The following is a 20,424-nucleotide window of genomic DNA, read 5'->3' as shown; positions in this document are numbered from 1 at the left end:
TACTAAGTCATGTAGATGGTCCTGAGTATACAAACATTGATGTCAAAAAAGTATGAAATAGTGGTGAGGAAAATATCTAAATGATTGCTTATCTAGGATCTGTTGAACTTTCGTGGTTAAGTTTTGTTCTGATGGGCGCATGGTTAAAATCGTTGTAGGCAAGGAAAGGAGTGTATTGCTTAGTCATTCTAGGCAAACACTCGCTGTAAAAATCAGCTTGAAAGGCCAACAGAACCTAGCAACGTTAAGCTTTTTGGTTAGTTTAGGTGAATAAAAACAGAAAGATACGCGATAAAGAAATGGATTTGTTATCAGCTGTAAAGGGGCGCTTGATTGAATAAATGTCAGCGTAAAATCGATAAATTTGTTGAATGAAGTCGTTTGGTGACTTATTTATCACTTATGCCACAGAGTTGCGACTTGCAACTGCAATTTGCATTTTGACTTTGCATATTGCAAATTTTGTAACATCTTGGCAGTTTGATATGAGATCTTGTGCCCAAAAATAATGCTTTTCAAATTGGCATGATTAATGCATAATCCTTTTCGACCCTTCTTAAGCCGAGGGTCACCTAGCCAACTGACGTTGTTAGTGAATATACATTGTTCACATCATACATAAGCCAATCGCCTTAATTGCGGTTGGCTATTTTTTTGTCTGTCGTATACCCAAGTGACTTTGAGATGCAGGATTCAGAGCGTTGTTATTGATGCGAGCGCAATGAAAACAACGCCGTGTAATAGCCAGCCCTTTCCAAGTCGTATATATGTACAACGTTTCTTACAGGCTTTGCAATTTGCATGAATGCCCACAAAAAAGGGGCTGACGCAATACGCCAACCCCTGTTTAGCTACTCTCTTTCGAGTGATCAGTAACCCATCAATTGCAGCAAGTTCTCCGCCGTCACAATCGCTTCCTTACGGTTTGCAATGTTGAGCTTTTGGTACAAGTTACGAATGTGAGTCTTAATCGTTGTGCCTGCTACATCTAACTCTTGAGCGATTTGCTCATTGCTAAAGCCTGAGTAGATCAAACCAAGCACTTGCCATTCACGTTGCGTGAGTGGACTGGTTCGAACCAGCTCCGGCACGTTCGGGTGGTTCACCAGTTTCTCAATAAAGTCTTCATCAAAGTGAATCGAACGGCTGCGTTGGTTTGAAGAGATGTCTTTCATCAATTGCTGAGCACGGTGACGTTCTAAATCGCCCAGCTCATGACGAAGACTTAGCTTCTCTAGTAGACCACCAATCGTTGCACCGTCGATTAAGAAGTTGCCGACCATACCGGTTTGGTTTGTCATCACTAGTGCTTCTTTCAATAGTGCTTTTGCTTGCTCTTCGTCTTTCTGACGCGCGGCAAATACCGCTTCAACCACAAGGTTGCGATTGGTATCGGTCACCAAGTTAGTACGACGAGCTTCGCTTTGTAGGAAGTCCAAAGCTTGTCGCGCTTCGTCATATTGGCCAAGGTTGATGTGAGCACGAGCAATATTGCGCCACTGTAACTGCAAGAAGTGGTTACACGCTGATTCCGGGCGAACTGCGGTGTTCAACCATTCTTGAATTGCTTCTGTGTTGCCACGAGCTTGCCAAAACAAAATCAGAGAGAGCGATGCGTTTGCCGTCCAGTCTACGTGATAAGTGGATTGTTTCATCAAGTGCTGGATGTGTTCGATAAACTTACCCGCTTTGTCTAGTTCACCGCGACCAATCGCAATACGCGCCAACATTGAGTAGCTATGTAAGTGCTTACTTGGTGAGTGGTTTTCTAGAATTTGTAGCCCTTTGTATGAGCACTCTTCTGCTTCATCCAAGCGGTTCCAGCACCACAATACTTGCGCGCGAATTCGTAATAAAAACTCGTGAAGAGGAACATGCTGAAGCTGTTGATCTTCAATCAAGCGGAAGCCGGAATCTTGCAGCTCAAATGCTGCTTGGACGTAACCTTGCGCGATCATGATTTCACTTTGTTGCAAGATTGCCCATAACGCTTGGTGGTAAACCTGATACTGACGTGCCAGTTTTTCGGTTTGTTGCATCATTGGTAATGCGCGGTCAAGTTTACCCAGTACGTGGTTTACTTCACCAACGACTGACGTCGCCACGATACGGCTGCGGTACACCGTTGGGTCAAGTTGGCTCAGTGCTAACTCGGCTAACTCTAATGCACGCTCTGGTTGGTTGCTGTTGATTGCAACCTGAGCGAGTAGGGCATTAGCTTGACCTTGATAGCCAGAATCAAGTTCGATATTACGTTTCTTATGTTCTTCTTCGGCTTCTGCTAGAAGCTCACCAACCTGGTTGTAGCGGTGTTGGCTTTGCGCCAACCATGCGCGCAACATCGACAGTTTCGGGTGGCTGAAGAGTAAGTCTTTATCAAGCTGGTTGATCGCCGCTTCTAGCGTTGTTAACTCACCTTGGTTGAACATCTTCCAACCAAATTCATTCAAGATTTCTACGATTAGATCAGTGTCGTCAGATTTCTGTGCGTGGTGAATAGCTTGATGCGGTGCTTTCTGTTTTAGCCAGGCGACAGCTGCGTTGCGGTGTAGATCTTTCTCTTGTTGAGGAATACGCGCTTGACGTTCATGCGACAAAAATTCGCCAAACAGATTGTGGAATCGGAACCAGTTTTGTTCACCTTCCAGTGGATAGATAAACAAGCCGTATCGATTGAGTGACTCAATCATGCCGAGTGCATCTTCACGTTGTGTCAATGCAAAGACGAGTTCGTCGTTGAAATGGTCGAGTACCGACACTTGCATTAAGAAATGACGTGTCTCTTTGTCTAGTAGATCAAAGACTTCTTCGACTAAGTAATCCCATAAGTGTGCATGATTAAACTGAGACACCGACTCTACGGTTTGTGCCAGAGTGCGGTTCTGATGCTGTGCTTGTAGGGCGATAAGTTGTAACGCTGATGGCCAACCTTCAACGTAAGTACGTAAGTTGTTCGCCATGTCTTCATCGATGCCATCGGCAATGCGTTGGTTGAAGAAGCGTGTGGTTTCTTCGGTATCGAATGCCAACATTTCATTGCCGATTTCGATCATCAAGTCACGGACACGAAGGTTCGCAGTGCCTAATGGCGGTGCCGCACGGCTAGTAACCACTACAGTAAGGTTGTCTGGCATGTGCTTTAAGAAAAAACGCATGGACTCGTGAATTTCGTCGTTAGTGATCAGATGGTAGTCATCGAGTACGACGTAACACTCATGCTGAAAATCTGCCATTTCAGCGAAAACTTCGCTGAATAAAGAGCGTAAAGAAGAGAACTGACGCTTTTCAGCCAATTTTTGAGCGTTAGAGCAGTTGTAGTTGGTCGCTTTGTTTAAAGCTTGCAGTAGATAGTTAACGAAGCGGAAACCATCGTTATCACTGTCGTCGATACTGTACCAACCTACATTGGGTTTGTCTGACAGCCACTGTGCCGCCATGGTGGTTTTCCCGTAACCAGCCGGCGAGCGAAACAATACCAGTTTGTAGTAAGGCGCTTGTTGCAGTAAGTCCAACACTCGCGGACGGACGATTGCGTTGTGCAGGCGACCTGGGCGAGTAAGTTTAGATGGAATCCACATTATAAATTCTGTCCTTAATTTTTTGAGCTAGCGAAACTAGAAACTGACTCACACCACTAAATTCTAGTTTGTATAAAAAGTGTACAGGCTTGCGAGTCGTTTTGGATGTTACGACAACAGAATTGGTTGTTACTTTGATCCACTTCCTAATTCTCAAGAGTTGATGCAAATGCCACCAACTACGCCCTGTATTTGTGATTTTGGTCACTTAAACATCGATGGTATTGATCCCATGTAGAGAGAGTTGCACATCTATTAAGGAGAAATTATCAATGTTAAAAGACGTAATGTGATCGATAAGACAGTTTTTACATTGGAGTAGGAAGGGGGAATAAAAAACGTCATGAACAAATTTTAATCTTTCTCACAGATGGCTGTGATCCGAATCACTAAGAATAGGGTTATAGGCTGCCGTGTTGCGATTTGGATCACTAAGTTTGCAAGCTTACGCCCTCTACGCCCTACCCCCTCCTCCTTGTAGGGAGGACAAATGGGAGGATGTTTATTCACAGAGGGAAATGCACGATGTATGGCAGATGAATTACTAAAAGACGTGAGAATTTCTTAATGAAACCTACTCAACAGAAACAATTTGACAAGAAGTCGTTCCAAGAAAGCGTAAAGAAACATCTATCTGTGACTTACGCTCACACGGTTGAAAATGCAGATAGCCGCGCATGGTACCTAGCAATGGGTCGTGCATTGGCTGAGTTTACGACTTGTGATTTGCTTGCTACTGAAGCAGACGCTCGCATCCAAGAAGCGAAAAGCGTTAACTACCTTTCACTAGAATTCCTTATCGGTCGTTTGACTGGTAACAACCTAATCAGCATGGGTCTTTACGAAGAGATCACTGAAGCGATGGCTGAGCTAGGTCACAACCTAACAGACCTTCTAGAAGAAGAGCGCGACCCATCACTGGGTAACGGTGGTCTAGGTCGTCTAGCTGCATGTTTCATGGATTCATGTGCGGCTCAAGAATTCCCAACAGTAGGTTACGGCCTACACTACGAATACGGTCTATTTAAGCAGTCGTTTAAAGATGGTCGTCAACAAGAAGCACCAGACGCATGGCGTGGTGTAGAAGGTTACCCTTGGGAAGTGGCTCGTCCAGAGCTAGCGCAAGAAATCGGCTTCTACGGTCACGTTGAAGTGGTAAACGAAAACGGTAAAGAAGTTCGTAAATGGGTTCCTGGCATGTCTGTAAAAGCAATGCCTTGGGATCTGCCTATCGTAGGTTACGAATCAGATACTGTTTACCCTCTACGTCTTTGGGAATGTCAGGCAATTGCACCATTCTCACTAGAAAGCTTTAACAACGGTGATTACTTCGAAGCTCAGCACGCACTGATCGACGCAGGCAACATCACTAAAGTGCTTTACCCGAACGATAACCACGAGAAAGGTAAAACACTGCGTCTAATGCAACAGTACTTCCACTCTGCAGCATCTGTACGCGACATCCTACGTCGCCACGAAGCAGCAGGCTACTCGCTAGCGGATCTACCGAAGCAAGAGACTATCCAACTGAACGATACGCACCCAACAATCGCTATTCCTGAGCTAATGCGCATCCTAGTGGACGAGAAAGGTCTGACTTGGGAAGCGGCTTGGGAAATAAGTTCTCAGACTTTCGCGTACACTAACCATACGCTACTTCCTGAAGCACTAGAGACATGGCCAGAATCGCTAATCCAGCGTCTACTTCCACGTCACATGGAAATCATTTTTGAAATCAACCACCGCTTCCTACAAGAAGTTCGTAAGATGTGGCCTGGTGACGGTGAGAAGCAAGCTAAGCTTTCTATCATCCAAGAAGGTTTCAACCGCATGGTTCGCATGGCAAACCTATGTGTAATCGGTTCTTACGCAGTTAACGGCGTAGCAGCACTTCACTCTGAGTTGGTTAAGAAAGACCTATTCCCAGAGTTCCACGAGATGTACCCAACTCGTCTACATAACGTAACAAACGGTATCACGCCACGTCGTTGGTTGAAGTTCTGTAACCCAGGTCTATCTAAGCTAATTACCGACAAGATCGGTCCTGAATGGCCAGCAAAACTTGAGCAACTAGAAGGTATCGCTAAGTACGCAACAGACGCGAAATTCCAAAAAGAGTTCATGGCTGTTAAGAAAGAAAACAAACAGCGTCTTGCTGATTGGGTTCTAGATAACATGGGTATCGAACTAGATACTAACGCTATCTTCGACGTTCAAATCAAGCGTCTACACGAGTACAAGCGTCAGCACCTAGATCTGCTACACATTCTGTCTCTATACCACCGCATCCTAAACGAACCTGGTTTCGAGTGTGAGCCACGCGTATGTTTCTTCGCTGCGAAAGCTGCTCCAGGTTACCACCTAGCGAAAGAAATTATGTTCGCAGTGAACAAGGTTGCAGAGAAGATCAACAACGATCCACGTATCGGCAACAAACTGAAAGTGGTCTTCATCCCTGACTACCGCGTGAGCATGGCTGAAATCATCATCCCTGCGGCAGACGTTTCGCAACAAATCTCTCTAGCAGGTAAAGAAGCATCTGGTACAGGTAACATGAAGATGGCTCTTAACGGTGCCCTAACTATCGGTACGATGGATGGTGCTAACGTTGAGATTCGCGAAGAAGTGGGCGACGAGAACATCTACATCTTCGGTCTTGATGTTGAAGGCGTGAAAGCGGTTAAAGCAGCTGGCTACAACCCTTACGACTACTACAATGCTGACCACTTACTAAAAGCGTCTCTAGACCTACTAACAGGTGATGAGTTTACGCCAGGTCAACCAGGTCTACTACGCGCTACATTCGATAGCCTACTCGATGGCGGTGACCCGTACCTATGTCTTGCTGACTTCGCATCTTATGTGAAAGCGCATGAAGAAATGGGCAAACAATACAAAGACCAAGCTGGCTGGGCTAAGAAAGCCATTCTTAACACTGCCCTAGTTGGCAAGTTCACATCAGACCGCTCAATTCGTGACTATGTGAACAACATCTGGAAACTAGAAGCGGTAAAACGTTAAAAGTGATACCCAAGTAACCCCAGGATGCTTTGTTCAGCGAGATTGACTTGGTTTTCAGGCAAGGCAACGATTTGAAGATATAGTGGTTCTATATCAAAAATTGTTAACGAAGCATGTAAGACAAGGCAACTCGCCCTCTGGGAGCGTGTCATTGACCCGATTTCGGTGTCAAACAACTAGGAAAGAGGCTGCTATTCCACGGCGTTGTTTTCCTTGAACTCGAATCAATGACAACGCTCTGAACTGGGCATCTTGAGGTCACTTGGGTATAAGACCAAGGTAGCCGAGCGCTACCTTTGGTCATTTTCAAGAATTAGTTATTGATAACAATAAAACCCTACATGGAAGGTGTTGGTATTACCTTCGGAGAAAGCGATGAAAGAACAAACAGCATTAAAGAAAGTCGCAGACATGGCGCGATTAGCTGATAGCTACGTCAGCGCGTGGGGAGACGAGGCAAAAGTTTCTGAGGAGACACTACGCCGCTTGCTCACTTCACTTGGCTACGATACTAGCAGCGATGAGAAGCTATTGGCTTCTGCTGAGAAAAAACATAAGAAAGACGTACTAGCCCCTGTTCTTGTTTTACGCGACGGCGACCCAGTCGAAGTGGAACTAAACCTAGGTACGAGTGCTCGTGAGAGTGAATTTAGCTGGCGTTTAGAAACAGAACAAGGAGAGGTACTTGAAGGCTATCTTCAGTCGCAAATTGTTCGTGATGAACGAGCTGAGGGTGGCCCTCTAGTGTTTGCATTGCCAAAGAATTTGGCATGGGGTTACCACAAACTGATCATCAGCCGTAAACGCCGTAAGACACCTTACGAAATGTCGCTGATCATCACACCGAAAGCGTGTTTCAAACAAGAAGATCTAAACCAACATAAAAAGCTATGGGGTCCAAGCATTCAGCTTTACACACTGCGTACTCAGCACAACTGGGGTATCGGTGACTTTGGTGACCTTAAGCAACTGGTCAGTGATATCGCCTCTCGTGGCGGTGACTTCATTGGTTTGAACCCAATTCATTCATTGTTCCCAGCGAACCCTGAAGGTGCGAGCCCATACAGCCCGTCTTCTCGTCGTTGGCTGAACATCATGTACATCGACGTAAGCTCTGTGCCTGAATTTGCACTAAGTGCAGAAGCACAACAACGCGTTGGCAGCGCTGAGTTCCAACAGCGTCTGCAAAAAGCTCGTGAAGCACACTGGGTGAACTACACCGAGGTTTCTGAGCTTAAGATGAACATTCTTCCGCTGCTATTTAGCGAGTTCAAAGCACGTCATCTAGACAAGAACACTGATCGTGCGCGCGCGTTCCTAGAGTTTGTAGAACTTGGCGGTGAGAGCCTACTTCACCAAGCGGCATTTGATGCTCTGCATGGTGAATTACACGCTGAAGATTCAAGTGTTTGGGGCTGGCCGGTATTCCCTGAGAAATTCCGTACGTTTGATGCTGCGGCAACTCAGAAGTACATCAAAGACAACTCTGACCGTGTTCACCTGTACATGTACCTACAGTGGATTGCAGACGATCAAATCAAAGAAGCACAGGCTCTTGCAGAAGAAAAAGGCATGGCGGTTGGTCTATACCGTGACCTTGCTGTTGGTGTTGCAGATTCAGGCAGCGAGACTTGGGCTGATGATGGCAACCTAGTACTGGATGCAAGCATCGGTGCGCCACCAGATATCCTTGGTCCTCTGGGTCAAAACTGGGGTCTGCCTCCGCTAAACCCACAAGTGTTGGAAGCGACAGGCTACGACGCGTACATCAAGTTGCTACGTGCAAACATGAAGCATTGTGGCGCACTGCGTATTGACCACGTTCTTGGTCTGCTTCGCCTTTGGTGGATTCCAAAAGGTGAGAAGGCGACAGAAGGTGCATACCTGTACTACCCAGTTGAAGATATGCTAGCAATCCTAGCGCTAGAATCTCATCGTCATCAGTGTTCTGTAATCGGTGAAGATTTGGGTACCGTGCCTGATGAAATCGTTGATATCCTTCGTGACGCAGGTGTTCACTCATACAAAGTATTCTTCTTCGAAACATCAAAAGACGACGGCGGCTTCATTTCTCCGAAGCATTACGCTGAGCAGTCTATGGCGGCATTGTGTACGCACGATATGCCAACTCTACGTGGCTTCTGGCACTGTGATGACTTGAAGATGGGTCGAGAGATCGGTCTGTACCCAGACGAGCAACAACTGGAAGGTCTGTTTGATGACCGTTTGAAGTGCAAACAAGGCATCCTAGACAGTGTTCGTTGGCATGGTTACCTACCAGAAGGTATCGGTCATGATGCGCAGTACGTACCAATGGATGGTTACCTAAGTGAAGCATTGCAACTGCATGTGGCTGCGGGTGACTCAGCACTACTGAGTGTTCAGCTTGAAGACTGGCTAGAAATGGACCAACCGGTAAACATTCCAGGTACTGTTGACGAGTATCCAAACTGGCGTCGTAAACTATCGATGAACCTTGACGAAATCTTCAGCCGTGAAGACGTTAACCGTATTTCTAAGCGCCTCACTGAAGTGCGTGCGAAAGCGAGCAAATAAGGTGGAATGGGTGATGTAGGAGTTCGCGAATTTAATTGCGCTGAGGTACGAAAGTACAGCCTAGGTCACTCATTAAATCGGCACAATCCGTTAGGATGAAGTACCGTTATTATGCCCGCAACAATAGCGGGCATTTTTGTTTTTTGACGCTATTTTATTCATCTCTTGGATAGAGTGCGGTTTTTTATAATTGTGTGAATTCACAACGTTTGGCTGAGGAAATCCGATGTTCAAAAACCATAAGGAGAATATCGGTGCTAGGGAGAAAGATTTGAAAACCAAGGTAAAGAAAAAATACGAACGCGCCTATGAATTACTAGCTGAGGCGGCTTACTCAGACCCATTTGCGTCACTTGGTCCATTCATCGATGATGGCGAAGGATCGTTACGAGTTTGGATGCCGGGTGCAGACAAAGTTGAATTGGTTGTCAGCGGTGAACCTCGTGTTGAGTTAGAACGCGAAGGCGAGAGCGGCTTCATCTTGAAAGAGAAGCGTGACCTGCACCTAACTCACTACCAACTTGCTGTGGATTGGGATGGCGTGGAACAGCTCATTGACGACCCTTACCAGTACCACAACATTTATCAAGAATACGAACACCTGCACACGCCAAAAGACATGTACCGCTACATGGGATCGCAGTTTGTGACAATCGAACGCGGTGGTGAAAATATCTCTGGTGTGCGCTTCCTTGTTTACGCCCCTCATGCTTCTGCCATCAGCTTAGTGGGCAGCTTCAACCAGTGGGATGGTCGTCGCCATCCAATGCAACGTCTCGACTACGGTATCTGGGGCTTGTTTATTCCTGGTTTGGAAGAGGGCGTACAATACAAATTCGAACTCAAAGGTCCAAATGGGGAAGGGCTCCCTCATAAGCAAGACCCTTGGGGCTTCTACTCTGAACAATACCCATCATTCGCGTCGATCACTTACGATCACAACCGTTACCAATGGCAAGATGCAAAATGGCAAAATCGTCCCGTCACACAGAAACGTGATGAAGCCTTATCTTTCTACGAACTGCATGCGGGTTCTTGGAAGCGTAACGCAGATGGGGATTTCCTAAATTACCGTGAACTCGCGGCTGAGTTAGTGCCTTACCTTGTGGATATGGGCTACACCCACGTTGAGCTGATGCCAGTTTCAGAACACCCGTTCTTTGGCTCTTGGGGTTACCAACCTGTAGGGTTGTTTGCGCCGACGAGTCGCTACGGCTCTCCAGATGATTTCAAATTCTTTGTTGATGCCTGTCACCAAGCTGGCTTGGGCGTGGTACTGGATTGGGTACCTGCGCACTTCCCATCGGATGATCATGGTTTAGCGAACTTTGATGGCACACCACTGTTCCACGATCCAGATCCTCGCCGCGGTTGGCACCAAGACTGGAACTCTTACATCTACGATCTAGGTCGTGAGCATGTGCGCCGTTTCCTTGTGTCTAACGCACTGTACTGGTTTGAGCAATTCCATATTGATGGTATCCGTGTGGACGCTGTTGCGTCGATGCTCTACCTAGACTACTCACGCAGTCACGATCAGTGGATTCCAAATGTGGACGGCGGCAACGAGAACTACGATGCGATCGCAACGTTGAAGTGGATGAACGAAGAAGTGTACAAGCACTTCCCGAATGCAATGACCATTGCAGAAGAATCGACGGCATTCCCGGGCGTATCTGCACCGACATTTATGGGCGGTTTAGGCTTTGGCTTTAAGTGGAATATGGGTTGGATGCACGACAGTCTTTCTTACATCCAAGAAGATCCTATTCACCGCAAATACCACCACAATACCATCACGTTCCCGCTTGTTTACGCACACAGCGAGAACTATGTGCTGTCGCTATCTCATGATGAAGTGGTGTACGGCAAAGGTTCTATCCATAACAAGATGCCAGGTGATGAGTGGCAACAAACGGCGAACCTACGTGCTTACTACGGTTACATGTATGGTCAACCGGGTAAGAAGCTAAACTTCATGGGGGCAGAGCTTGGTCAAACCGCAGAGTGGAATCACGATGACCAGTTACAATGGTTCTTACTTGAGTTTGGTCGCCACCAAGGTGTGCAAGCACTGATTCGCGACTTGAACCACTTGTACAGTGACGAAGCGGCGATGCACGATCAAGATTGTGTGCCTGCTGGCTTTGAATGGCGTCTGCAAGATGAAGCGGAAGCAAGTATCCTTGCGCATGAACGTATTAGCCAAGATGGCGAACGTGTATTGGTGATCAGTAACTTCACACCAGTGCCTCATGAGCGTTTCCGTTTGGGTGTGCCGATGGAAGGCAAGTACGAACTTTTGTTGAATACTGACGACGCGAAATACGACGGCAGCGGCTTTGAGGTACTAAGCAGCGTCGAAACGCAAGAAGTAGAAAGCGAGTCGTTACCTCAATCTCTTGAGCTGCGTTTACCACCTCTATCGACAGTATTCTATAAACTGACGAAATAACTTTCATTAATCAAACAGTAAGCCCGGTTTACATTGTAAATTGGGCTTTTTTTAACCAATTTTTGACCTTGTAAACTTGTTGTTCTACCTTGAATCAGGCAACCTTCGCTCCCATTTACTTGAACACCCACACGTGTAAAAGTGGCGTATTCCTTACTCTGGCTAGGCAAATAAAGCATGCTGAAAAGACTGAAGTCGTTTCTATTCAAAATTTCATTGGTTTTGTTACTGACTCCCGTTTTGCTGGTGGGCTTCGTCAAATACGTGAATCCGCCTCTATGGGGATGGAAGATCAGCCGCATGATCTCGCCACCAGAAGGCTATCCAGAGAGTAGCCAGCAGGAGTGGGTACCGCTGTCTCAGATTTCAAAAAATATCCAACTTGCGGTGATGGCTACGGAAGATCAGAAATTTCCTCATCACTATGGGGTGGATTTTGATTCACTGTTTTCTGTTATCTCACAAGCCGGCGAGAACGGACCTTCTCGTGGTGCAAGTACGATTACTCAGCAAACTGCAAAGAACGTATTTCTGTTCCCTTCACACTCTTATGTGCGCAAAGCGTACGAGCTCTACTTTGCTCTTTTAATGGAGGCAATGTGGAGTAAAGAACGCATCCTCGAAGTGTATTTGAATGTCGTGGAGTTTGGTCCCGGTATTTACGGTATCGAAGCTGCAGCACAAAACTATTACGGCATTCGGGCTAGCCAACTGACCCAATGGCAAGCGGCGAGGTTAGCGGTGGTTCTGCCGAATCCTTACAAGATCAAAGTGTATCCGCACACTAATTACACTCAACATCGCACCAATTGGGCTCTGACCCAAATGCGCAATCTTGGCAACGTCGAGTTATAAGTTTCTCTTTTCCTTAACTATCTTGTGTCCGTAAATAGAACTACGCCCCGATAAAGGCAAAATGTGAAGCGTCACAAGCTTTAGGGCGTAGCCTTATAGAATGATGTGCTCAGTTTTTCATCCATTTACTATTAGTGTGAATAAAACTACAACACGAATACTGCGTCTATGCGCAACCAATGGACTGAACGATGAAACTGAATCTGATTACGACTACCTTATTACTTGCATCGGCAAGTGCCATCGCCGAGCCAAACATCACCATATCTACCACGACCAACAGCCGTGACTTTCCTTTAAGTGCAGAGCAGCCTTTGGTTGTGCCATTAACCAAAGACGGCTATACGCTTAAAATCACTGGCGTTGAAGGCGATTGCGTTGCGCCCGATGGTCAGAAAGTTAAATTCAACAAACCGATCGCGCTGAATTGTGGAAAGCCAACGGAATTGCCGTTAAAAATCCGTTTTACTGGCGATTACTCTTTCGCTTTTGATGCGGAAGCGAAAACACTGCGCTTCAAGCGTGAACCTAAGAAAGCTGCCAAGACAGAATTCAAACGCCCAATCCCACAAGTGCAATGTGAGGTTTACCAAGGCGGCGAAGTCACCATCGCGTTAGGTGACAGTTTCCCAGATGGCACCAAGTTGCGTGATGCCTATTCTGGTCAAATGGTCGAAGTAAAAGATCAGCAAGTATCGCTGACGCCAAGCAAAGACTCTGGCGGTTTGGTGCTACTAGAGCCAGTGAAGAAAACCAAAGAAGCAGTGCCGTTTGATTATCGTAATGCCAACATTTACTTCGTGATGGTCGACCGTTTCAACAACGCCGATACGAGCAATGACAATAGCTATGGGCGCAAGAAAGACGGCAAAGAAGAGATCGGTACCTTCCACGGCGGTGATCTAAAAGGCGTGATCGAGAAACTGGATTACATCAAGAGCCTAGGTACAGATGCGATTTGGTTATCGCCAATCGTTGAGCAAGTACACGGCTTTGTGGGCGGCGGCGATAGCGGCTCATTCCCGTTCTATGCTTACCACGGTTACTGGACGCGTGATTTCACCAAGATTGATGAGAACTTTGGTAACGAAGATGACCTTAAAGTGCTGGTGGAAGAGGCGCATAAGCGTGGTCTCAAAGTCTTGATGGACGCGGTAATCAACCACACTGGCTACTCAACGTTAGCCGATTTGCAATTTGACGGTATTGAGGTGTTAAAGCCAAACGCTGACCTACCGAAGAAGTGGGGGGATTGGCAACCAAAAGCGGGCGAAAATTGGCATAGCTACCACCAGAATATTGATTACCAGAGTCCAAACTGGGCGAAATGGTGGGGCGGTGATTGGGTAAGAACCGGTTTGCCGGGCTACCCTGCTCCGGGCAGCAGCGATATCACTATGTCATTGGCGGGTTTACCTGACTTTATCACTGAATCAGACAAAGCCGTGAAGCCAGCGCAATGGCTATTGGATAACCCCGGCACACGTGTAGAAGCGCGTGACAATTACGCCGTTTCCGATTACTTGATTGAGTGGCAAACTGATTGGGTGAAACGCTTTGGTATTGATGGTTACCGTGTTGATACGGTGAAGCACGTTGAAGGTGATGTGTGGAAGCGCTTGAAAGAAGAAGCATCAAGCAGTCTAGAGCAGTGGCGCAAAGAGAACGGAAAATCGGGTCTGCCATTTTGGATGATGGGTGAAGTATGGGGGCATACCGCTTATCGCAGCCCTTACTTTGACGATGGCTTTGATGCGTTGATTAACTTCGACATGCAGAAGAAATTAGATAAAGGCGCGGCGTGTTTCAGCCAAATGGCAGACACCTACCAAAGTTACTCAGACACAATCGCCAACGAGAAAGACTTCAACCCAGTGAGCTACATGTCTTCTCACGATACCGAGCTGTTCTTCTCTCGCTTCAAAGACTATGGCATGCAGCGTAACGCCGCGAATGCACTGCTTCTAAGCCCTGGTGCTGTTCAGGTTTACTACGGTGACGAAGTGGGTCGTAACATTGGTCCTTACGCGGATGATTTCCACCAAGGCACACGCTCTGACATGGTATGGAAGCTATCTGATGAGAAGCAAGCGCTGCTCAAACACTGGCAAACTCTAGGTCAGTTCCGTAAAGCGCATCCAGCGATTGGTGCGGGTCAGCATCAAGTGATTGAACAAGAAGGCGCGTACGTGTTCTCTCGTTCACTTGGCAATGACAAAGTCGTTGTGGCGTTTGTGGGGCGTGACAAGTAGTTAGAACTTCGTTTTAAGCCTAGATAGAAAAAGCCCTTCCTTGAGTTCTCAGGGAAGGGCTTTGTTGTTTTGATGCTTACTTACTATTTCAATAGCTATCGATTTCGATAGTTATTTCTTTAGCTCTTGGTCGATAACTTTCTCAAGCTCTTCGAAAGGCACATAACCCGGAATGACTTGGTCATTAATGATGATCGCTGGTGTGCCTCGTAGACCTAAGCGAGTGAAGTACTCGTAGTTTTTATCCAACAATGCTTTGGTCTCTTTGTCGTCGACAAGCTGTGCTTCTGTGCCGGTCTTCTTAGCGATTTTTTGTAGTGAACTTGCATCATGTGGACCCGGCTTCTTCACCAACAAGTCGTGCACTTCTTTGTACTTGTCATGTTGGTTCTGCCAAACGTTCAATGCGTAACTTGCCGAGTTGTAACCGTTCTTTTCGTACTGTTCTTTGAACGATACCGTCATGTTCAGCACTTTTACCTGTGGGTATTCTTTCTCTACCTTCACCAACTCTCCTTCAAGGCGTTTACAGAAAGGACAGCTGTAATCGGTCACGTTGATGATCGTCAGCTCCGGATTCTCTGCACCGAAGTAAGAGTGCTTGCCGTCATTCAAATACGCGCGTGCTTCATCCAATGTTGCGTTGAAGGTCTTTTGATAAGCGACATAATCTTGCAGATTCTGATGTAGTGCGTCGAGGATCTGCGGGTTTTCTTTCAGCAGTTGAGTAATTTCTTGCAGCTTCTCTTCTGACGTTTTTTCTGCTGCGTGTGAAAATAGCGGAACAAGTGCGATAACCACAGTTAATAGTGTGCGAGTGAATTTCATGATTTTTCCTAAAACTCTTTTTCTTCGCGTTTCTTGTGCGAAGTGATTAAAAATAAAACAATTGATTTGGGGGTGAATAGCAATCGGGTTTTATTCTCTAAACACACATAGCTTGAGGTGCACCCGATATTTGTCGGGTATCGGTTCAGTATGATGGCGGAAAGCATTGCGCTCGCTGCCACTGATAGACAGCAAGACAAACGCAAATAGGAATAAGGGGACAATGAAGCTGTCGAGATGGTTTTGTGAAACCTGAATCAGTTTTTCAGACAATTCACACTGCTTAGTCAGTCCTTTTTCGCTCTTTTGCTGTTGCCCAGTGGCATGCTCAGTCGTCACTTGATCGCCAATGAGAGGACAAGATTGAAAGAGACCTACATTTTTACTTAAACAGATCACGACAACCCAAGCCACAAGGGCGAGTGTCCATCGAGCGATGTTGGATTGTGATCGAAGCAAAAGGCAAACCCTGAGTAAGTCTCTAAGTAATGACCGCACCACCCTAAATTAAATTGCACAGAAAATTTGTTAGTTTTCGGTCAAGAAATCTTAAATAAGCAACAAATCATGAAGCACGTCGAGAATGTGGCTAATAGCAAACTTGTTCCAAACTTTAACTTGCTTTGTTAATGGATTGAACTTGCTGATTCTCAGATAAATCTACCTTATCTTGGTCATAAATATTTATTATCTTTTAAATGTGATTCAAATCATAAAATAAAACTTCATAACTAAGCAGCATGACTGTTCGGTAAATGGATTGATTTTGATCATCTCTCTAGCACGTCGTTCAGGGGATCATCTATGCGTTCTGTTCCACATATATAGGTGAATTTATGACAAGCCCTGTTCATGCTGAACGCAAGGTGACGTTCGGGTGTTACATTGCACTCGCGTTTGCGGTTGTGTTCTTTTCTGGTCTGATGCAATCCAACGAATGGTACGGTGTATTCGACTTTACAACGCTTAATGGTTCTTTCGGTAAAGTCGCTTACGGCGTGACGGAAGGTGCAGATGGCGCGGTACAAGCTGCGACCACATCTTTCCGTGGTACTGGTGGTAGCGGTGCTCGTGACGGTTTCATTTTTGCGCTTACTTTGATTCCAACCGTTATGTTCGCGTTAGGTATGATCAACGTACTTGAGCACTACGGTGCACTTGAAGCCGCTCGTAAGCTTCTTACTCCTCTTCTACGTCCTCTAATGGGCATCCCTGGTAACTCTGGTCTGGCTCTGATTGCTTCTCTACAAAGTACCGATGCAGGTGCGGCTATGACGCGTCAACTAAAAGATGAAGGTCACCTAACTAAGCGTGAAACGGACGTATTTACCATGTTCCAGTTCACTGCGGGTGCAACCATCGTGAACTTCTTCTCATCGGGTGCGGTATTGTTCACGTTGACGATGGCAGACGGCTCTCTAGCAGTAACTTCTTCTATTGGTTTGGCGGTTGTGGTGATGTTCGCGTTTAAGATCATTGGTGCGAACCTGTTCCGTATCTACCTAAACATGACGGAAGGTAAAGAAGACAAGCAAGACCAAAACAAATCAGAGAACCTAAAAGAGGAGACGGCATAATGGGTGACGTTAAAGCGAAAAAACCAATGGTGACGGATATCTTCGTCGAAGGTGCTAAGAAAGGTTGGGTGATTGCGACTACCTCTACGGTGCCTAACGTATTGATGGCGTTCGTTATCATCAAAGCGCTACAAATCACTGGTGCGCTGGATCTGATGGGCACTGTGTTCTCTCCAATCATGGCAGTGTTTGGTCTTCCGGGTGAAGCAGCAGCGGTATTGATCGGGGCTTGGATGTCGATGGGCGGCGCGGTTGGCGTAGTGATTACACTGTTTGACCAAGGTATCCTGAACGGCACGCACATTGCGATTCTTGCGCCTGCTATCTACCTAATGGGCTCTCAAGTTCAGTACATGGGTCGTATCATGGGCCCAATTGGTACTGAAGGTCGTTACATCCCAGTTATGATTGCAATCTCAGTATTGAACGCATTTGGCGCAATGCTAGTGATGAATCTGTTTGTCTAGGAGTGAGTCATGCAATTCTCTCTAAATGAATATCTAGAAGAGCTACGTCCGCTAATCAATGTGGATTGTGGCACTTACACTACTGATGGTATCGAGTTCATCGCTTCTCAATTTGAAGAGAAGTACCAAGCGATGTCAGGTTGGAGCATAAAACGCATCGACTGTGGCAGAGCCGGTGTTGGTCTTGAAGTTCGAAATAAGCCGGAAGCTGAGCAAATCGATGTGATGCTAATTGGTCACATGGATACCGTGTTCCCTGTGGGTACCGCTGAGCTTCGTCCAATGTCTCAAGATGCAGAGAAAGCCTACGGTCCAGGTGTGTCTGACATGAAATCTGGTTTGCTTAACATCGTATACGCGATGCGCAATCTAGACCAAGCGGTGTTGGATAAGTTATCTATCGCTATCTGCATGAACCCAGATGAAGAGACTGGCTCTTTGGATTCTGTGGATTGGATTCAATCAGTTGCGAAAAACGCAAAGAATGTTCTGGTTGCAGAAGCGGCACGTGCAGACGGCGGTTTAGTGAAAGCGCGCAAAGGCATGGCTCGCTACAAAATGACCTTTAATGGCGTTGCTGCTCACGCAGGTAACGAGCCAGAAAACGGTCGCAGCGCAATCACTGAGATGGCGAATTGGATTTTGGCTGTCAATGCAATGACCAACTTTGAATCTGGTACCACGTTGAACGTCGGTATTGTCTCTGGTGGTAACGGTGCGAACATAGTTCCGGAACATGCTGAAGCGATCGTGGATGTGCGTTTCTGGAGCAACGAAGAATACGATGATGTCGATAGCAAGCTAAATGGCATGCTGGAAACACCATTCGTTGATGGCGTGAGCATTGAGTTGGTTCGTGAAGCTTATAAGCCTTCTATGGTGCCAAGTGCTCAAACGGAAAGCCTGATGACATTAGTTGAAGAAGCCGCAAGTGAACTGGCGATCGACATCAACTGGAAAGAAGTGGGTGGTGGCTCTGATGCAAACAACACGGCCATTCTTGGTGTTCCAACTTTGGATGGTCTAGGGCCTATTGGTGCGGGCTTCCACAGTGACCAAGAGTACTTGTTGCTTGAGTCTATCGAACCACGTATCAAAATGCTGATGCGTGTCCTGGAGAAGATTGCTCAATAAGGCATTCTGCTTCTAAAGCTTGGTTCCCAAAGCTTTTGGTTTCAAAACTTCTGATTCCTAAGACTTTTTGCTTCCAAGGCAATAATCCCCGGACTTCGGTTTGGGGATTTTTTTATCTAGCCAATTGTCTTCCTTTCTTCATTATCATTACTCGCTATTAATCCTACGTTCAGGTTCATCGTCTTAATATCTATGCCACAGTCATAAGTTTAGGAGGCACGATGACCACAAGCATGTCTGTAAATTCGGCGTCCGATGACGTCTTAGACCAAACGATGCAAGCACCAGATGAGAAAACCTTCTGGCGTAAAATGAAAAATTCCGTCAAGAAAGCAGGCGAAGAGATTGCTGTTATGGGCATCAAATCATGGCTTGCGATGGCAGATTCCAATACCTCTGTTCGCCACAAAGCTATCTTAGGTGGCGCACTGGCTTATTTCGTCCTGCCAACAGATATGGTACCAGACGTACTAGCAGGTGTCGGCTTTACCGATGACATGGCTGCACTTACCCTAGCGGCGACCTCGGTCGGCAATGCCATCACCGACGAGCATGAAGAACAAGCGAGAGAAAAGCTGAGTTCGATGGTGAAGTAGGTGGGGAAACTGCCCATCAAACATGTTCAATGTTTGGTTTAGTTCAAATAAGAAATTGTTATTTTTAACATTTACTCAAAGCACACGAGTTCGTCGTAATGTTGTTTACCGTGGTGGATTTGGTCTATTGGAAAGTATACTTTCGGATTCAAGTTTTTAGCTAAGGGTAGCCTTCCATGTACAGGTATACGCCAGATATCCGGGGTATGTTAACTTTGAACGGAACACCGTTGTCATCTCAATTAGTGGTCCTTCGAGTTGGTGTTCGTGGAACCATACATGAGTTTCAAACTCTTACTGATGCTAGCGGAGCGTTTGCCTTCCCTGCATTTGAAGAGCGTAAATCTCAAGGCATATTGAGCCTAAATCAGAAATACGTGCTCGTTTTCCTGAAGACTCATCTAGCAAATGGAGAAGAGGTGACGATATGGGAGTCTTCAATTGATGGTTATGAGACTTATGAGTTTGCTAGAGAAAATATGGGAAATTTGAATTGTGAAGTAACCAATGAAGTTTACTACTTCGCTTTTTCTTATTTTGGAAATGGTGAAGATGATACTTATGTGTACAGTCAGTGCAAACTAACTGGTTATGTGGAATCAGGAGTATACGAAAGTTAAGTAGTGAATTCCTTTAGAGAAATATTCTGCGAATTAGCACTTTGATTGATATGTTTAAACTTGATTTAGGCGTGCAGGTATAGCTTTTGCTTTTAAAGAACTTTGAGTTTAATAATCATCACAATCATAAACTCTATGAAAAATGTTTTTTATATAAAAATCCATTTAAATTGCAGGAGCTAACCACCATTAGATCTCGAGCATTTTCTAGGTTTATATTCTTGAAAAAGTATCGAAACTCGGTATCTTCAAGCTCACAGTAAAGATTACTTAAGTTTTCCTCTATAAATATAGGTGGTGAAACGTAGTTTAACTGAGACTCCCAAATATATTTCTTTTCTTCATTTATATAGGTGTATATCCCTATGTATGAGTATGTTTGATTCAAAGCGAATTCTTTGAACCTTTGAGAATGTATGACTGGTTTAAAGTGAAATTCACCGAACTCATTAGTACTTGAACTCCTTTTGTAATTATTCTTTAAA

14 protein-coding genes are annotated in these 20,424 nt (G+C 45.8%); 10 read left to right on the top strand and 4 right to left on the bottom strand.

From position 1 onward, the window contains the following. Positions 1-869: 869 nt before the first annotated feature. Positions 870-3,578: an HTH-type transcriptional regulator MalT gene (malT, locus tag OH459_RS00065; protein ID WP_009698026.1), complete on the bottom strand. Its 2,709-nt coding sequence runs from the start codon at positions 3,576-3,578 to the stop codon at positions 870-872. 567 nt (positions 3,579-4,145) lie between these two features. On the opposite strand from malT, the gene OH459_RS00060 reads away from it, so the two are divergent. The 5 genes from OH459_RS00060 to OH459_RS00040 all read left to right on the top strand — a co-directional run bounded on the left by OH459_RS00060 (position 4,146) and on the right by OH459_RS00040 (position 14,717). Further along, positions 4,146-6,599, top strand: a complete 2,454-nt coding sequence (locus OH459_RS00060) for a glycogen/starch/alpha-glucan phosphorylase (RefSeq protein WP_005447423.1) — start codon at positions 4,146-4,148, stop codon at positions 6,597-6,599. Positions 6,600-6,974: 375 nt separating this feature from the next. Continuing rightward, positions 6,975-9,155, top strand: coding sequence for a 4-alpha-glucanotransferase (malQ, locus tag OH459_RS00055; protein ID WP_005447424.1), 2,181 nt, complete (start codon positions 6,975-6,977; stop codon positions 9,153-9,155). Between the two features lie 226 nt (positions 9,156-9,381). Continuing rightward, complete coding sequence (gene glgB, locus OH459_RS00050) at positions 9,382-11,610, top strand: 1,4-alpha-glucan branching protein GlgB (RefSeq protein WP_269984606.1); 2,229 nt, start codon at positions 9,382-9,384, stop codon at positions 11,608-11,610. 177 nt (positions 11,611-11,787) lie between these two features. Next, positions 11,788-12,465, top strand: a complete 678-nt coding sequence (mtgA, locus tag OH459_RS00045) for a monofunctional biosynthetic peptidoglycan transglycosylase (protein WP_005447428.1) — start codon at positions 11,788-11,790, stop codon at positions 12,463-12,465. 191 nt (positions 12,466-12,656) lie between these two features. Then, entirely contained in the window at positions 12,657-14,717 is a 2,061-nt protein-coding gene (locus OH459_RS00040; RefSeq protein WP_269984605.1) for an alpha-amylase, read from the top strand. A gap of 111 nt (positions 14,718-14,828) precedes the next feature. Here the strand turns inward: OH459_RS00040 and OH459_RS00035 are convergent, their stop codons facing one another. Both OH459_RS00035 and OH459_RS00030 read right to left on the bottom strand, forming a co-directional pair. Then, positions 14,829-15,545 carry a DsbA family protein gene (locus tag OH459_RS00035; RefSeq protein ID WP_005447441.1) on the bottom strand — a complete coding sequence of 239 codons (717 nt, stop codon included), beginning with the start codon at positions 15,543-15,545 and terminating at the stop codon, positions 14,829-14,831. A gap of 90 nt (positions 15,546-15,635) precedes the next feature. Next, a complete protein-coding gene (locus tag OH459_RS00030) occupies positions 15,636-15,959 on the bottom strand; it encodes a hypothetical protein (protein ID WP_005447443.1) in 324 nt (107 codons plus the stop codon). A 422-nt stretch (positions 15,960-16,381) separates the two neighbouring features. Here OH459_RS00030 and OH459_RS00025 point away from each other — a divergent pair, with 422 nt between their 5' ends. The 5 genes from OH459_RS00025 (at position 16,382) to OH459_RS00005 (ending at position 19,939) form a co-directional block, all read left to right on the top strand. Further along, a complete protein-coding gene (locus OH459_RS00025; RefSeq protein WP_269984604.1) occupies positions 16,382-17,122 on the top strand; it encodes a nucleoside recognition domain-containing protein in 741 nt (246 codons plus the stop codon). Further along, complete coding sequence (locus tag OH459_RS00020; RefSeq protein WP_005374849.1) at positions 17,122-17,589, top strand: YjiG family protein; 468 nt, start codon at positions 17,122-17,124, stop codon at positions 17,587-17,589. The genes OH459_RS00025 and OH459_RS00020 overlap by 1 nt, the downstream gene beginning before the upstream one ends. A 9-nt stretch (positions 17,590-17,598) precedes the next feature. Continuing rightward, positions 17,599-18,723 carry a M20 family metallopeptidase gene (locus OH459_RS00015; protein WP_188014500.1) on the top strand — a complete coding sequence of 375 codons (1,125 nt, stop codon included), beginning with the start codon at positions 17,599-17,601 and terminating at the stop codon, positions 18,721-18,723. A 221-nt stretch (positions 18,724-18,944) separates the two neighbouring features. Beyond that, a complete protein-coding gene (locus tag OH459_RS00010; protein WP_269984603.1) occupies positions 18,945-19,319 on the top strand; it encodes a YkvA family protein in 375 nt (124 codons plus the stop codon). A 176-nt stretch (positions 19,320-19,495) separates the two neighbouring features. Beyond that, positions 19,496-19,939 (top strand): DUF6795 domain-containing protein, encoded by a 444-nt coding sequence (locus OH459_RS00005; RefSeq protein WP_050903021.1) that lies wholly within the window; start codon positions 19,496-19,498, stop codon positions 19,937-19,939. A 133-nt stretch (positions 19,940-20,072) separates the two neighbouring features. Here OH459_RS00005 and OH459_RS28240 read toward each other — a convergent pair. Beyond that, on the bottom strand, positions 20,073-20,424 hold a 352-nt coding region (locus tag OH459_RS28240; protein ID WP_333482887.1), incomplete at its 5' end, for a DUF6795 domain-containing protein.

The sequence above is a fragment of the Vibrio sp. MM46 genome (assembly GCF_027587135.1).
GTDB lineage: Bacteria > Pseudomonadota > Gammaproteobacteria > Enterobacterales > Vibrionaceae > Vibrio > Vibrio harveyi.
The sequence above is the reverse complement of the archived record's forward strand: the minus strand, read 5'-3'. Positions and strand labels throughout refer to the sequence as shown.